General features: G+C 74.0%; 12 protein-coding genes. 2 read left to right on the top strand and 10 right to left on the bottom strand.

Annotation, left to right across the window (positions count from 1 at the left end; all coding sequences use genetic code 11):
* Positions 1–447: 447 nt before the first annotated feature.
* Both AC3CHW_RS22260 and ahcY read right to left on the bottom strand, forming a co-directional pair.
* Positions 448–1,062, bottom strand: a complete 615-nt coding sequence (locus AC3CHW_RS22260; RefSeq protein ID WP_387592425.1) for a hypothetical protein — start codon at positions 1,060–1,062, stop codon at positions 448–450.
* A 194-nt stretch (positions 1,063–1,256) separates the two neighbouring features.
* Entirely contained in the window at positions 1,257–2,717 is a 1,461-nt protein-coding gene (ahcY, locus tag AC3CHW_RS22255; RefSeq protein ID WP_488467634.1) for an adenosylhomocysteinase, read from the bottom strand.
* 472 nt (positions 2,718–3,189) lie between these two features.
* On the opposite strand from ahcY, the gene AC3CHW_RS22250 reads away from it, so the two are divergent.
* Positions 3,190–5,334: a fructose-specific PTS transporter subunit EIIC gene (locus AC3CHW_RS22250; protein ID WP_488471135.1), complete on the top strand. Its 2,145-nt coding sequence runs from the start codon at positions 3,190–3,192 to the stop codon at positions 5,332–5,334.
* 63 nt (positions 5,335–5,397) lie between these two features.
* Here AC3CHW_RS22250 and AC3CHW_RS22245 read toward each other — a convergent pair whose 3' ends face one another.
* The 8 genes from AC3CHW_RS22245 to AC3CHW_RS22210 form a co-directional block, all read right to left on the bottom strand.
* Positions 5,398–6,354, bottom strand: coding sequence for a cation diffusion facilitator family transporter (locus AC3CHW_RS22245; RefSeq protein ID WP_459250974.1), 957 nt, complete (start codon positions 6,352–6,354; stop codon positions 5,398–5,400).
* Between the two features lie 225 nt (positions 6,355–6,579).
* Positions 6,580–7,797, bottom strand: coding sequence for a mannose-6-phosphate isomerase, class I (manA, locus tag AC3CHW_RS22240; RefSeq protein ID WP_398611505.1), 1,218 nt, complete (start codon positions 7,795–7,797; stop codon positions 6,580–6,582).
* Between the two features lie 279 nt (positions 7,798–8,076).
* Entirely contained in the window at positions 8,077–9,513 is a 1,437-nt protein-coding gene (locus AC3CHW_RS22235; protein ID WP_488467633.1) for an SIS domain-containing protein, read from the bottom strand.
* A gap of 46 nt (positions 9,514–9,559) precedes the next feature.
* A complete protein-coding gene (locus AC3CHW_RS22230) occupies positions 9,560–9,742 on the bottom strand; it encodes a Trm112 family protein (RefSeq protein WP_176161937.1) in 183 nt (60 codons plus the stop codon).
* 227 nt (positions 9,743–9,969) lie between these two features.
* Positions 9,970–11,328 carry a phosphomannomutase/phosphoglucomutase gene (locus AC3CHW_RS22225; RefSeq protein ID WP_381167693.1) on the bottom strand — a complete coding sequence of 453 codons (1,359 nt, stop codon included), beginning with the start codon at positions 11,326–11,328 and terminating at the stop codon, positions 9,970–9,972.
* A 266-nt stretch (positions 11,329–11,594) separates the two neighbouring features.
* Positions 11,595–13,211, bottom strand: a complete 1,617-nt coding sequence (locus tag AC3CHW_RS22220) for an L-lactate permease (RefSeq protein WP_488467632.1) — start codon at positions 13,209–13,211, stop codon at positions 11,595–11,597.
* A 234-nt stretch (positions 13,212–13,445) separates the two neighbouring features.
* Entirely contained in the window at positions 13,446–14,000 is a 555-nt protein-coding gene (locus tag AC3CHW_RS22215) for a CAP family protein (RefSeq protein ID WP_488467631.1), read from the bottom strand.
* A 196-nt stretch (positions 14,001–14,196) separates the two neighbouring features.
* Complete coding sequence (locus tag AC3CHW_RS22210) at positions 14,197–14,631, bottom strand: DUF3499 domain-containing protein (RefSeq protein WP_187060576.1); 435 nt, start codon at positions 14,629–14,631, stop codon at positions 14,197–14,199.
* A gap of 499 nt (positions 14,632–15,130) precedes the next feature.
* On the opposite strand from AC3CHW_RS22210, the gene AC3CHW_RS22205 reads away from it, so the two are divergent.
* Positions 15,131–15,529: a metallopeptidase family protein gene (locus tag AC3CHW_RS22205; protein ID WP_232110024.1), complete on the top strand. Its 399-nt coding sequence runs from the start codon at positions 15,131–15,133 to the stop codon at positions 15,527–15,529.
* Positions 15,530–15,636: the final 107 nt, after the last annotated feature.

Below are 15,636 nucleotides of genomic sequence, written 5' to 3'. Positions count from 1 at the left end.
AGGAACGGACGCTTCCTTCGGTCCCGTTTCACCGGGCCCTCCGGGCGCTTCCCTTCGGTGTTTCCAACCTTACCAGATCCTTTTTCCTGCCGTTTCCGGTCGGAATTTGTTTCCGGTGGCCATTGGAGGGCCTTTTGCCTTTCGACTCTTCGACTTTATCAGAATCGTTTCGGCCGATCGAATCGCCCTTGCGTTTCTCATTCAGAATCGAAGGCGCCTCAGCGGAATCACGTTCGCGCTAGAAGCGAGTTAGATGCTAACCATCAATCGCGGTTCTGTCGAACTCGCGGCAACCGTTAAAATCTACCTCCCCCTGAGTGCCGTGTCAACGGTCCCCTGGGGTGAACAGGAGGTTAGCAGGTCAGCGGGTGTTGACGCACATCGAGCGTCGGGCCATCCGGGTGGGGCTGGCGTGCGGCCGGGCCGCGGGCACCGGCCCCCGGAGCCTCAGGTGAATGAGGACGGTGGGGTGTCGAGGTCTTCCAGCTCGATGCCGGGGGCCGCGAGGACGACGTCGCCAGCGATGTGGATGCTGTGCTGCTCGCCGGTGTCCAGCTCGTTGACCTGGTACTCGTCCACGATGAGCGGGTCGTTGTCGGTGCCGTGTGCTTCGCTTTTCAGCAGTGCCCAGGACTGGTCGAGGGTCCGGGGCGCCAGCACGGGGGCGGTGAGTGCGACGAGCCGCAGGCGGGTGGCGGGGGCGCCGGGGGTGAGGCGCAGGAGTCGGGTGGCGGCGACGAGGAAGGCGGGGGACGTACCGGTGAAGGCATGGGCGGCGGCGTTGCCTTCGGTGGCGTGTGCGCCGGAGGCGTCGGTGCGGACCCAACTGACGCCGTCGATGGCGGCGCCGCGGACGCGCCAGTCGGTGGCCTGGAGCTCCATCCGTAGCGGGCGGCCGAGCGCGTCGATGGCGAGGTCGACGGAGCCGGCGCGGTCGCCGGAGGGGGAGGTCACCTGGGAGACGTAGCGCCAGCCGGAGGGGCCGGGCGCGCAGTGGAACTGTTCTACGCCGAGGGGGGTGTGATCGTGCGGGTCGTAGAGCGCATAGCGGCCACGGGGCATGGTGGGGTCCTTGACGAATGAGGGCCCGCCCGGCCGGAGGTGGCCGGGGCAGGCCCTCATGCTCCCCCGTTCGTGGCGGGAGCGTGGTGCTTACTGCTGGCTGACCGGTCGCCGCGCCCCGTCGGGGCGATGCGGACCGTGGCGCGCGGGGCGCCGCGGCGTCGCTCGCCCGGTCCGGGGCGGCGGCGGGTGGATCAGTAGCGGTAGTGGTCGGGCTTGTACGGGCCCTCGACCGGGACGCCGATGTAGGCCGCCTGCTCCGGGCGGAGCGTGGTCAGCTTGGCGCCGAGGGCGTCCAGGTGCAGGCGGGCGACCTTCTCGTCGAGGTGCTTCGGCAGCACGTAGACGTCCGTCGGGTACGCCTCCGGCTTCGTGAACAGCTCGATCTGGGCGATCGTCTGGTTCGCGAAGGAGTTGGACATGACGAACGACGGGTGGCCGGTCGCGTTGCCCAGGTTCAGCAGGCGGCCCTCGGAGAGGACGATGATCTTCTTGCCCTCCGGGAAGGTCCAGGTGTGGACCTGCGGCTTGACCTCGTCCTTGACGATGCCGGGGATGGCGGCGAGGCCGGCCATGTCGATCTCGTTGTCGAAGTGGCCGATGTTCCCGACGATGGCCTGGTGCTTCATCTTGGCCATGTCGCTGGCCATGATGATGTCCTTGTTGCCGGTGGTGGTGATGAAGATGTCCGCCGTCTCCACCACGTCGTCCAGCGTGGCCACCTGGTAGCCGTCCATGGCCGCCTGGAGGGCGCAGATGGGGTCGATCTCGGTGACGATCACGCGGGCGCCCTGGCCGCGGAGCGACTCCGCGCAGCCCTTGCCCACGTCGCCGTAGCCGCAGATGACCGCGACCTTGCCGCCGATGAGGACGTCGGTCGCGCGGTTGATGCCGTCCACGAGGGAGTGGCGGCAGCCGTACTTGTTGTCGAACTTCGACTTGGTGACGGCGTCGTTGACGTTGATCGCCGGGAAGAGGAGGTCGCCGGCCTGGTGCATCTCGTACAGCCGGTGCACGCCGGTGGTGGTCTCCTCGGTCACGCCGCGGATCTCGGACGCGAGCTGCGTCCACTTCTGCGGGTTCTCGGCGAGGGTGCGGTTGAGGAGCTGGAGGATGACGCGGTGCTCGTCGTTCTCCGCGGTGGAGACGTCCGGGGCCGCGCCGGCCTTCTCGTACTCGACGCCCTTGTGGACCAGGACGGTGGCGTCGCCGCCGTCGTCGAGGATCATGTTCGGGCCGCCGGTGGCGGTGCCCGGCCAGGTCAGCGCCTGCTCGGTGCACCACCAGTACTCCTCGAGCGTCTCGCCCTTCCAGGCGAAGACGGGGACGCCCTGGGGGTTGTCCGGGGTGCCGTTCGGGCCGACGGCGACGGCCGCGGCGGCGTGGTCCTGGGTGGAGAAGATGTTGCAGGAGGCCCAGCGGACCTGGGCGCCGAGCGCCGCCAGCGTCTCGATGAGGACGGCGGTCTGCACGGTCATGTGCAGCGAGCCGGTGATCCGGGCGCCGGCGAGGGGCTGGGCGTCCGCGTACTCACGGCGGATCGACATCAGGCCCGGCATCTCGTGCTCGGCGAGGGTGATCTCCTTGCGGCCGAAGTCGGCCAGGGACAGGTCGGCGACCTTGAAGTCCCGGCCGTTGGCGTCGGCAGTCGACATGAATGCTGCTCCTCGTGCGTTGGGGATGGAGAGGTGTTCGGCTGGGCATGCGGCAGCGGACAGAGCTGTCCCCTTGTCGCAGCGCAGTCCGTCGGAGGCCCTCTCTCCCTCGGTCGGACCGCGAAGCGGACCGCCCGACCGCCATCAGCAGCGACGTCTGGCTGTCACGAATCTACACCGATCGGCCCAGCGAACCCCAGCCCCCTTGACCCGGGCGGGGCCGAAGCGGTGGTGTCTCGGCCGCGCCCTGGCGCGTTCCGGTCGGCGCGGCGCGGCCCGGTCGGGTTGGTTCGGTCCGGGGTGTGTTCTCGGGGCGGCGGGCGCGGGATCATCCGCAGCACGTTCCGTCGCGACGACCGGTAAGGAGATCCACGTGACCACCAGTTCGGCCGATGCGCCCGGCGGCGCGGCGGCGGGCGGGCTCAGGCTGCTCGCGGTCACCGCCTGCCCCACCGGGATCGCCCACACGTACATGGCCGCCGAGAACCTGACCCGGGCCGCCGAGGCGCTGGGGCACCGGATCAAGGTGGAGACCCAGGGGGCGATCGGGGCTGAAAACGTACTGTCAGACAACGATGTCAGCAGCGCGGACGCCGTCATCATCGCCGCCGACAAGGACGTCGACCGGAGCAGGTTCGTCGGCAAGCCCGTGCTCGTGGTCGGGGTGTCCGAGGGCATCCACCGGCCCGAGGAGCTGATCGCACGGGCGCTGAGCGCCCCCGTCCACGGTGGCGAAGAGGCGGAAGGTCGCGCGCGGGACCGGGCGGGCGCCGGGCACGACGCCGCGCACGCGCCGGGTGCGCCCGGCGAACCGGGCGTGGCTGGAGTGCCGTCCGGTGGCGGTAGCGGTGGGAGTGCCGGGCGGGGTGGGGAGCGGAGCGTGACGTACAAGGCGCTGATGAACGGCGTCTCGTACATGATCCCGTTCGTGGTCGTGGGTGGGTTGCTGATCGCGGCCTCGCTGGCGCTGGGTGGGGAGACGACGTCCGAGGGGATCGTGATCCCCGACGGGTCGTTCTGGAAGGCCGTCAACGACATCGGCACGGTCGGTTTCGAGCTGATGATCCCGATTCTGGCCGGGTACATCGCGTACGCCATCGCCGACCGGCCCGCGCTGGCGCCCGGGATGGTGGGGGGTTGGATCGCGGCGCACGGCGAGTTGTACGACTCGGAGGCGGGGGCGGGGTTCATCGGGGCGATCGTCGCCGGGTTCCTGGCCGGGTACCTGGTGCTGTGGATCAAGCGGGTCCGGGTACCCCGGTTCGTCCAGCCGATCATGCCCGTGATCGTCATCCCGATCCTGGCCACCACGGTGCTCGGGCTCTTCTTCGTCCACGTCCTGGGCAACCCGATCGCCTGGGTCTTCGAGCACCTCACCGACTGGCTCGGCGAGCTGACCGGCACCAGCGCGGCGCTGCTCGGCGTCATCCTCGGCCTGATGATCAGTTTCGACATGGGCGGGCCGGTGAACAAGACGGCCTTCCTGTTCGGTGCCGGTCTGGTCGCCGAGAACCCCGAGATCATGGGCATGTGCGCGGCGGCCATTCCGGTGCCGCCGCTCGGGCAGGGCCTGGCCACGCTGATCCGCCGCCGGCTCTACGACGGCCAGGAGCGCGAGACCGGGCTGGCGGCGCTGTTCATGGGGTTCTTCGGGATCACCGAGGGGGCGATCCCGTTCGCGGCGGCCCGCCCGGCGCGGGTCATCCCGGCGAACCTGCTGGGCGGCGCGGCGGCCGGGGCCATCGCCGGGTTGGCCACGGTCACGGACGCGGTGCCGCACGGCGGGCCGATCGTGGCGGCGTTCGGGGCCGTGGGCGGCACGCCGATGTTCCTGGTGGCGGTCGCGATCGGCACGCTGGTCACGGCCCTGACGACGGTGGCCCTGCTGTCACTGGAGGCGGGGGAACGGGTGACGGGTGTGCTGGGCGTGGCGGGCGGGGCGTCCATGACGGGTGCGGGTGGTGCGGGGCGGGGGGCGCCGGAGGCGGGGCGTACGACAGGGGCGCCGGCCGAGGCGGGGCGTACGGCGGGGGCGCCGGTGGAGACGGGGCGTACGGCGCGATGCTCGGCCGAGGCCGTTCGTAGGGAGTCGGTGCCGGCGCCGGCGCCCGCCGCTGCTCCCGTGCCCGTGCCCGCTTCCGTTCCCGTCGAGGCGGGGGCGGCGGGGTTGGCGCGGTACGTGTCGCGGGACAGCGTCGCGGGAGGGCTCGTGGCGACGGATCGGGACGGGGCGATCCGCGAGTTGGCGGCGTTGGTGGCGCGGTCCGGGCGGGTCGCCGACGTGGCCGCGTTGGAGCGGGCCGCCCTGGAGCGGGAGGAACAGGGGACGACCGGGCTCGGCGCGGAGATCGCCGTTCCGCATGCGAAGACCGATGCGGTGACCGCGCCCGTGGTCGGCTTCGCGCGCTCGGCCGAGGGCATCGAGTGGGGCTCGCCCGACGGCACCCGGGCCCGGCTGATCTTCATGATCGCCGTGCCCGAGGCCGCCGCGGGCGACGAGCACCTGCGCATCCTCGCGCGGTTGGCGCGGGCGCTCACGGATGCCGGCTTCCGCGCGCGGTTGCGGGACGCCCCGGACCCGGCGGCGATCATGGAGGTGCTGGCGGAGATCCCGTGACCGGGACGCCCCGGCGTGGCCTCGCCCCCGCTCCCCCGGCCGCCGGCCGAGGCGCCCCGCGGGTCAGGGAGCCGTCGGCTTGGTGAGGGAGGCGCCGGACGCGGCGGCGGTGGCGCTGTAGATGTCCGGCTCCAGGTAGATGACGCGGGCGATCGGGACGGCGGCGCGGATGCGTTCCTCGGCGGCGTTGATGGCCGCGGCCACCTCCGTCGCCGTGTCGTCGTGGCGTACCGCGATCTTGGCGGCGACCAGCAGTTCCTCCGGGCCGAGGTGCAGCGTGCGCATGTGGATCAGGTGGGTGACGGTCTCGCCGTCGACCACGGCCGACCGGATCGCCTCCACCTGGTCCGTGTCGGCCGCCTCGCCGAGCAGCAGCGACTTCGTCTCGGCCGCGAGCACGATGGCGATCAGGACGAGGAGAACGCCGATGCACAGGGTTCCGATGCCGTCCCAGACGCCGTCGCCGGTGGCGAGGGCGAGGCTGACGCCGCCGAGCGCGAGGATGAGGCCGACCAGCGCGCCGAGGTCCTCAAGGAGGACGACGGGGAGTTCGGGGGCCTTGGCGCGGCGGACGAACTGGGACCAGCTCAGCGCGCCACGTACCTGGTTGGACTCCTTGATCGCGGTGCGGAAGGAGAACGTCTCGGCGATGATCGCGAAGACGAGCACGCCGACCGGCCAGTACCAGTGCTCGATCTCGTGAGGGTCCTTGATCTTCTCGTAGCCCTCGTAGAGCGCGAAGACACCACCGATGGTGAACAGCACGATGGAGACGAGGAAGCCGTAGATGTAGCGCTCGCGGCCGTATCCGAAGGGGTGTTGCGGGGTCGCCTCCCGCTTGGCCTTCTTGCCACCGAGGAGCAGCAGCCCCTGGTTGCCCGAGTCGGCCAGCGAGTGCACGCCCTCGGCGAGCATGGACGACGAGCCGCTGAACGCGAACGCCACGAACTTGGCCACCGCGATGGCCAGGTTGGCGCCCAGTGCGGCGACGATCGCCTTGGTTCCGCCCGATGCACTCATGTGTGCCAGTTGTCCCTTCCGCCCGTGTCCGCCTGGCGCCTGACGCGGGGTCGGCGCTTTACGGCTGCTTTACGGCGGGCCATTGTTGCAGCCTTCCGTGGCTGAGCGGTGTCAGGGCGCGGCGTCGAGGTGCGGGTGGGATGTCGGGCGGGTGTCGGTGGGGTGCGTTTCGGCCGCCGGCCCGGCGGTGCGTGCGGCGGGGCGCGGGCCGGCGGGGCCGGGGTGTCAGAGGGCGAGTGTGGCGCGGTAGAGCGTGCCCTCGCCGGTGAGTTCGACGGCCTCGGGGGCGGGCACGTAGGCCGACTCGCCCTGGGTCAGGCGCAGTTCGGTGGCCGCGCCGGGGGCCGTCGGGCCCTGGCCGCGCAGCGTGATCCGGCCCGCGGTGCAGAGCAGGAGCTGCGGGGCGCCGGTCGGCAGCGGGCGGGGGGCGGCGTCGGCGGGCAGGACGTGACGGGAGAGCCGGAACTCGTCGATGGGCGTCGCGTAGACCTCCGCGCCGTCCGGGTCGGCCTCGGGGCGCAGCACGCCGGGCGGGGCGCTCTCGAACCGTACGATCCGCAGCAGCTCGGGGACGTCGACGTGCTTGGGGGTGAGGCCGCAGCGCAGCACGTTGTCGGAGTTGGCCATGAGTTCGACGCCGAGGCCGCTGAGGTAGGCGTGCGGGACGCCGGCGCCCAGGTAGAGCCCCTCGCCGGGCTGGAGCCTGACGTGGTTGAGCAGCATGCCGGCGATCACGCCGGGGTCGCCGGGGAACGCGCGGGCGACGGCGGCGTACGCGGCGTAGGCGTCGGCGTGCGGGCCGCCCGCCGCGGCCAGCCGGGTGGCGGCCTCGGTCGCCTCGGTGACGGTGGCGGCCATGGCCTCGCGGTCGGCGCTGAGGACGGCGGTGAGCACCTCGCGCAGCGCGTCGGTGTCCGGCATGGCGCGCAGGATGTCCACGTACGGCTTGAGCGAGTCCACGTCGAGCGCGGCGAGCAGGTCGGCGGCCTCGGCGGGGGATCGGAAGCCGCACAGGCCGTCGAAGGGGGTGAGGGCGCAGATCAGTTCGGGCTTGTGGTTGGCGTCCTTGTAGTTGCGGTGCGGGGCGTCGATGGGCACGCCGCGCCGCTCCTCGTCGGCGAAGCCGGCCCTGGCCTGGTCGAGGTCGGGGTGGACCTGGAGGGAGAGCGGGACCTGTGCGGCCAGCACCTTGAGCAGGAACGGCAGTCGGTCGCCGAAGCGGCGGACGGCCTCCGGGCCGAGTTCGGCCTCCGGGTCAGCGGCGATGACCTCGTTGAGGCCGACGGGGCCCGCGCCCCGGTCGACGTGCGAGGGCGCGCCCGGGTGGGCGCCCATCCACAGTTCGGCCTGCGGCTCGCCGGTCGGCTCGGTGCCGAGGAGTTCGGGGATGGCGGTGACGGAACCCCAGGCGTAGGGGCGCACGGTGTTGGCTAGGCGGTCCATGTGGGGGTTCCTGACTCTTTGTGGCGTACCGACGCCGGTGGGGTCGGGCGGGGCCGGGGCGGTCCGGGCGGCGTGGCGCGCGGGCCGGCGGCGTGCGCCGGACGGGGCCCGGACCCGGGCCCGGGCGGGGCGAGCGGGTGGGCGACGCGGGCCGGGGCGGGTTCCGCAGACCGGTGACGGGACGCTGTGGTGGTTGTGGGCGGCGGGTTGCCGGGGGTGGGTGTGGCGTGCGGGGTTACGCGGCCGACGGGTTGCCGACGGGTGCGTACCCCGCGGTGTTCATGATCCCCCTGCGCCGGCAAGCGCCAGGTAAACGGCGGCGAAATCCGTGATGGCGAGAAGCTCGGTCGCGCGTTCCACGGCGTGCTCCGCGGTGGGTTCGAGTTCGCTGATCGGGGTGTCGTGCGAGAGCGCGAGTTCGCGGGCGGCCGGCGCGGCCGACAGGTCGGCGGTGACCGGCGGGGTGTCAGAGGCGTCGGCGGCCTGCCGGTCGCGGAGCAGCACGACGCGGGCCCGCAGCGCCTCCCGCTCCTCCACCCGGTCCCGGAAGAAGTCGTCCGGGTCGGCCCCGCCGGCGAACGGGCTGGTCAGCAGCGCGCCGTGGACCCGCAGCGCGTCGGGCAGCTCCGCGGTGAGCGCGGGTCGGCCGGCCACCGCGCCGAGCAGCCGGGCGAAGCGGCGGCCGACGGCCGCCGCGACCTCGCCCTCGGTCCACACCAGCGGCAGCGCGTCGGCCAGTTCGGCGGCGAGCGACTTGGCGGGGTTGCGGTAGGTGGCCTGGGCGGGGCCGCAGCGCTCGGCGACCTGGTCGAGCCGGTCGGCGACGCGTTGCAGCGTCTCGGGCGGCGCGTGCACCAGGCCGATCCGGTCGACGAGGGCGAGCAGCGGCGTGAGCACGGCCCACAGCGCGCCGGGCGAGGGGTCCGCGGGGTAGGGGTTGGTGCGCTGGGCCGCCGGGGGCTCGCCCGCGCCGTGCGGGTGGGCGCCGAGGGCCCCGACCGCGGGCGGTTCGGGCCTGGGGTGGGCCTCGCCGGGGGCCAGCGGCGGCGGGTTGGTGCCGCCCTCGCCGGGCGCGGGCCGCTCGGGCTCCTCGGGCTGGTCGGCACCGGGTGCCGCGGGTCGCTCGGCGTGCGGGGTGCCGGGCGGGGTCGGGTCCGCGCCGTACGGGTCGGCGTCGGTCGGCGGCTGGCCGTACCCGGTGCCGGGGTCCGGCTCGCGCAGCGCGGCCGGCGTGGTGGGCAGGTGCAGGCCACGGGCGCGCTCGACGGCCTCGACCAGCGGGGTGCCGGTCGGGGTGAGGGCCACCACGGTGCAGCCGCGCCGGTACGCCTGGTCGAGCAGGACGGCCAGGCCCGGTTCGGAGCCGTCCGGGCTGGTCACGGCCAGCAGGTCGAGCGGGCCCGCCCAGCCGGGCAGGGCCCAGCGCAGGGCGCCGGCGGCGGGCGCGACGCCGGTGGGGCGGATCAGGGTGACGGGCACGCTGCCGCCGGTGAGGGCGCCGAGCAGGTCGGCGGCGCACTCCGCCACGCTCCCGGGGCCCGCCACCAGGACCGCGCGGGGCCGGCCGTCGGGCTGGAGGTCCGCGATGCCCGCCTCGGCGGCGTACCGGGCGGCCGTGCGCACCCGCGCGCCGGACTCGGCGGCGCCGCGCAGCAGGCCGCGGGTATCAGCACGGGCCAGGGCTTCGGGGGCGTCCAGGAGCGATTCGTCGAGCATGGTGCGTCGGCCTCCGATCGCCGTGGGGCGTGCGCGCGGTACGCGGTCAGGCGGGGCGGCGTGCCTCGTCCACCAGGAGTACGGGGATGCCGTCCCGGATCGGGTAGGCCAGGCCGCAGCCCGCGCCCTCGCAGACCAACTCCGGCTCGGCCGCTGCCGACTCGTCCCGCAGCGGGGCGTGGCACGCCGGGCAGGCGAGGATCTCCAGGAGGCTGGCTTCGACCGGCATGGTCTTCCCTTCGGGACGGGCACAGTGCTGTGCGGCCCAGGGTACCGCCGCCCAGCGGGCCGGGCGTGCGACGGGCACGGGCCGCGGCGGCGCGCGCGGCCACCGGTCGGGGCCCGGCCGCGGGCCGGCGCGGGGGCGGGGCGGGGCTGCGGGTGTGCGCGGGGGTCCGTACGACGGCGTCGTACGGACCCCCGCGGGCGTGCCCCGGGCCCGGCCGCGCGGGCGGGTCAGGCGCGGACGATGGCGAGGACCTCGTCGCGCACCTGGGCCACCGTCTGTGCGTCCCGGGCCTCCACGTTCAGCCGCAGCAGCGGCTCCGTGTTGGAGGCTCGGAGGTTGAACCACCAGGTGGGGGCGGTGACGGTCAGGCCGTCCAGCTCGTCGAGCTGGACGTCGGGGCGCTGTTCGAAGGCGGCCCTGACGGCGGCGGCCCGGCCCGGCTGGTCGGCGACGGTGCTGTTGATCTCGCCGGAGGCGGCGTACCGGTCGTAGCGGGCGACGAGCTGGGAGAGCGTGCCGTCCTGCTCGCCGAGCGCGGCCAGTACGTGCAGCGCGGCCAGCATGCCGGTGTCGGCGTTCCAGAAGTCGCGGAAGTAGTAGTGCGCCGAGTGCTCGCCGCCGAAGATCGCGCCGGTGCGGGCCATCTCCGCCTTGATGAAGGAGTGGCCGACGCGGGTGCGCACGGCCGTGCCACCGGCCTCCTTCACGATCTCGGGCACGGACCAGGAGGTGATGCAGTTGTGGATGACCGTGCCGCCCGGGTGCTTGGCCAGCTCGCGCTCGGCGACCAGCGCGGTGATCGCCGACGGCGGGACCGGCTCGCCCCGCTCGTCCACGACGAAGCAGCGGTCGGCGTCGCCGTCGAAGGCGAGCCCGAGGTCGGCGCCGGTCGCCCGGACCTTGGCCTGGAGGTCGACGATGTTCTTGGGGTCGAGCGGGTTGGCCTCGTGGTTGGGAAACGTTCCGTCGAGTTCGAAGAAGAGCGGGACCAGCTCGATCGGCAGGCCGTCGAAGACGGTGGGGACGGTGTGGCCGCCCATGCCGTTGCCCGCGTCCACGACCACCTTCAGCGGGCGGCTCGCCGTCAGGTTCACCAGGGTGCGCAGGTGGTGGGCGTAGTCGGCGAGCACGTCGCGCTGGGTGAGGGTGCCGGGGGTGGCCGCGCTCGGCGGCGCGCCCTCGGTGGACCAGCGCTCGACCAGGGCGCGGATCTCGGCGAGGCCGGTGTCCTGGCCCACCGGGGCGGCGCCGGCGCGGCACATCTTGATGCCGTTGTACTGGGCCGGGTTGTGGCTCGCGGTGAACATCGCGCCGGGCAGGTCGAGCGCGCCACTGGCGTAGTACAGCTCGTCCGTCGAGCACAGCCCGATCTCGGTGACGTCCACGCCGCGTGCGGCGGCGCCCTCGGCGAAGGCCCGCGAGAGCCCGGGGGACGACGGGCGCATGTCGTGGCCGACGACCACTGCGTTTGCGCCCGTCACTTGTGCGAAGGCAGCGCCGAAGAGTGCGGCCAGCGTCTCGTCCCACTGGTCGGGGACGACCCCACGCACGTCGTACGCCTTCACGAGCTGCGACAGATCAGCCACGGCCTACTCCTTCTGGGCGATGTTGAAGGGTGCCAAATCTACCGGTGGGAGGGGGAACGCCTGCCGGCCGGTGGCCCCCGCGGGCACGGCTACCGCCGCGGCGGCGGCCCCACGCTACGCCCGCGCCCCGTCGCCCCCGTACGGAGTCGGCCATCCCCGCCGCCATGGGCCACCCGGGTGACGGGGCGGCGGGGGCCGACGGGGGCGGCCGGGCCGACGGCGGTGCCGGGGCCGGCCGCGAGGGTGGTAGGGGGCGCCCCGCGCCCTCACGGCAGCGTCCAGCCCAGCACCGGCGTGCTCTGGGCCAGCACGATGAGGCACATCACGAGGAGCAGCCCCAGGCTCCATGGCAACACCTTGCGCAGCAGGTCGCCCTCGCGGCCCGTCAGGCCCACGGCGGCGCAGGCGATGGTGAGGTTCTGCGGCGAGACCATCTTGCCGAGCACGCCGCCGGAGCTGCCCGCCGCCGCCAGCAGCTCGGGCGGGAGGCCGGACTCGCGGGCGGCGGTGACCTGGAGCCCGCCGAAGAGCGCGTTGGCCGAGGTGTCCGAGCCGGTGACCGCGACACCGAACCAGCCGAGCACCGGCGAGAGGAAGGCCAGCCCGCCGCCGGCCGCCGCGACGAAGTGGCCGATGGTGGCCGCCTGGCCGGACAGGTTCATCACGTACGCGAGCGCGAGCACCGAGGTGACGGTCACGATCGCGGCGCGCAGCTCCCGGACGGTGGCCAGCCACTCGCCGAGCGCCGCCCGAGGGGGCACCCGCAGCACCCGGGCCGTGCCGAGGCCGGCGAGCAGCACGAGCGTGCCGCCCGTGGCCAGCAGCGGCAGCGCGAACACGTTGGCGCCGAGCCGCTGTCCCTCGGCGCTCGCCGCGTCGAGGAACGGCCAGTCGAACCGCTGGGTGGCCCGGTCGAGCAGCTCCTTGACCGGGCCGAGCTGCGCGATCGAGAAGACCGCGACGATCAGGGCGTACGGGGCGTAGGCGCGCAGCACCTCGGGGCGCGGGTCCACCCGGTCCACGTCCGCGTCGTGCGCGCCGGTGAGCACGGCCGCGCGGACCTGCTCGGTGGCCGGGCGGCGGGCGGACGGGGTGGCGGCCAGGGCGGCGGCGCCGGCGAGCGCGGCGCCGATGTCGGCGAGCTGGGCCGAGAGGTAGTTCGCCGCCGCGAACTGTGCGACTGCGAAGGCGAGGCCGCAGGCGAGCGCGGGCCGCCAGGTCTCGCGCAGCCCGCGCCGGCCGTCCACGAGGGCCACCAGGAGGAGCGGCACCAGCAGCGCGAGCAGCGGGGTCTGCCGCCCGACGACCGCGGCGACGGTGTCCAGCGGCAACTCGGTGACCTGCGCGAGGGTGACCACGGGGGTGCCCATGGCGCCGAAGGCGACCGGCGCGGTGTTGGCGACCAGGGCGACCACCGCCGCCCTGACCGGGTCGAAGCCGAGCGCGACCAGCATCACCGAGCAGATCGCCACCGGCGCGCCGAACCCGGCCAGCGCCTCAAGGAGCGCCCCGAAGCAGAACGCGATCACCAGCGCCTGCACCCGGGGGTCGTCCGAGAGCCGGCCGAAGGAGCGGCGGAGCACGTCGAAGTGGTGGGTGCGCACCGTCATCCGGTACACCCACAGGGCGTTGACGACGATCCACAGGATGGGGAAGAGCCCGAACAGCGCGCCCTGCGCCGCGCCGGAGAGGGTCTGCCCGAGGAGCATGTCGTACGCGCCCCAGGCGACAAGCCCGGCGACGGCGAGGCCGGCCAGCCCGGCGCGGGGTGCCGGTACGCGCGCCGCGCCGAGCAGCGTGAGGACGGTGGCGAGCGGAAGGGCGGCGACGAGCGCGGACAGGGCGAGCGAACCGGCGACCGGCTCCAGTTGCGGCACGAACAAGCGGACCTCCCGGGGTGGAGGAATGGTCGTGTCCGCGACAAGGCGACGTCAACACGGCATGCCGGCGCCCGGCCCCGGGCCCGCGACCGGCGGGGCCGTCGCGGTCGCGGGCGGTGGAGCGGGGCCGGCCCGTCCCCGGCGGGGCGTCAGCGGGCGTGCGGCGGCGGTCGTCCGGCCGGATCGCCTACCGCTCCCGCGCGGAGTCGCCCCGGGCGGGCCGTCAGCGGGGCGGGGTCACCTGGGGGCCGGCACGTTCGCGGCGAACTGGCCGACGTAGTTGCCGGGCGGGCTGTAGTTCACGACGACGTACGTCTTGTTCTGCGACTTCGCCAGCCCCACGCCCATGCCGCGGCTGCTCTTCCACACCGCCTGGGTGAAGTTGCCCCACTTGGAGAAGGTGCTCATGTCGGGTTCGCGGCCGTAGTACGTGTACTCCCTGACCTGGTTGTACCAGGCGTCGGCCACCTGGGCGCCGCTCGGCGAGGCGCCGTCCGAGCTCCACGCGTAGTGCAGGTTCTCGCCGTACTTGTTGGGGGACCGGTGCTCGAAGTTCCCGGACTTCGCCAGCTGGTCCGCCCACTCCTGAGCCCAGCGGCTGATCGCGGGGTCGAGGACCAGCGGCGGGACGCCGTGGCGGGCCCGCTGGGCGTTGGTGCGGTCCAGGAGTTGTTGGTCGAACGCCGGGGTGGGCGAGGGGGTGGCGGGGGTGGCCAGCGTGAGGGTCGCCGTCACGGCCGCCATCGCGGCCAGCGCGCCGCGCGGGGCGGTACGTCGGATCGTCGTCTTCATGCAGCCGTAACGACGCCACGCCAGCCGCGTCACCCGCGCGGCTGGAGCGGGCGAGGCGTGGGACAGGGGTGCCTCGCGAGCGGCCTGGATCTCGGGAGCGGATGCGCGGTGTGCGGTGAGGGCTGCGCGGGAGCGCCCGGCGCGGCGGCGGAACGGGCGGGCCGGGGGTGACGCGGAGACGCTCCGGGGGCCGGCGTCAGGAGTCGGGAGAGCGGAGAACCCGCAGGTGGGCGCGGCGGGCGACCTCCATGGGGTCGGCCTCGCGACCGTGCGGCGGGCCGGCGCCCGGCGCTCCGGGGCCACGGTCGTGCGGGCGGGCGGCCTCGCGCACCGCGTTGGCGAGCGCTTCGAGATCGTCACCGCTGGGTCTGGTGGGGCCGGTGTCCACGGCGAGCCGGACGACCTCCCAGCCGCGCGGCGCGGTGAGGCGCTCCGAGTGCTCCGAACACAGGTCGTAGCAGTGCGGCTCGGCGTAGGTGGCGAGTGGTCCGAGGACCGCGGTGGAGTCCGCGTAGACGTACGTCAGCGTCGCGACGGCGGGACGGCCGCACGCGGTGCGCGAACAGCGACGTACAGGGCTCACGACGTTGGACGGTACCGCACTCTTGAACGGGCCGCGAAGACTCTCCATGACCTCACTCCACCGTGTCGTCCTCATTCATCTTATGAACCCGGCGGCCAGCCAACCAGCCTGACCTGCGTAAGGCCAGCGATCGTGGAATTTCGCCGGGGATGATTCCTGTCACCATTCGATCCCATTGACGTCTCCGTGCGCGCGCTCGGACCGCCAGGAGGCGCCGTCACGCGAACGCGAACATGGCTGGAATGTTCATCCCTTGACAGGGTGCGTCACGCGGCGCAGCCACGTGTACGCGGGCGCCCGGCGGCTACTCTCGTCAGTGATGGACACCCCTGTACCTCCCCCGCCCGGCGCTGGGGGCACGCCCACCCCGCCCAGTGCCGGGGACGCCGCCCGCAGCCCGGCCGACGCCCGGGACGCCGGCGCCGCGTCGGCCGACGCCGGCGGGCCCCGCGCGCGCGGCGGTGCCGCCCGCGCGACGGGCGGCGCCGGGGACGCTCCGGCGCCGGCCGGGCCGCGCCCGCGGCGCCGGGACCGGCACGGCCGCGGCATGCGCGGGCCGATCGCGCCGCCGCAGGTGCCGCTGTCGATCAGCCGCGCGGACGCCTTCGACGACCTGGTGCACGACTCGGCCGAGCGGCTGGGGCGGCGCTGGCCGCAACTGTCCGGCGTCGACTTCTCCGTACGCGACGTGCCGGGCGTCGAGGCCGGCGCCGGCGACGGGCTCGGTCCCGGGGCGTGGAGCGACGACGCCGTGCCGCTCGGCCGGTTCATCGCCGGTGAGGGCGAGCGCCCGGCGCGGATCGTGGTCTTCCGCCGCCCGATCGAGATCCGGACCAAGAGCCGCGACGAGCGCGCGCTGCTCGTGCACGAGGTCGTCGTCGAGCAGGTCGCCGAGTTGCTGGGGCTCGCGCCCGAGTCGGTCGACCCGCGCTACGGACAGGACTGAAGCACCACCGGCTTCCGCTCCGAAGCCGCCGGCTTCCGCCTCGAATGCGTCCGCGTCCGAATGGTTTCGGCCATTTCCGAACCTCGTCGCGGGCCCCGATCCGCCCG

Source organism: Streptomyces sp. MGP-BFMKR1, from assembly GCF_057766585.1.
This window is presented reverse-complemented; position numbering and strand designations above follow the sequence as displayed.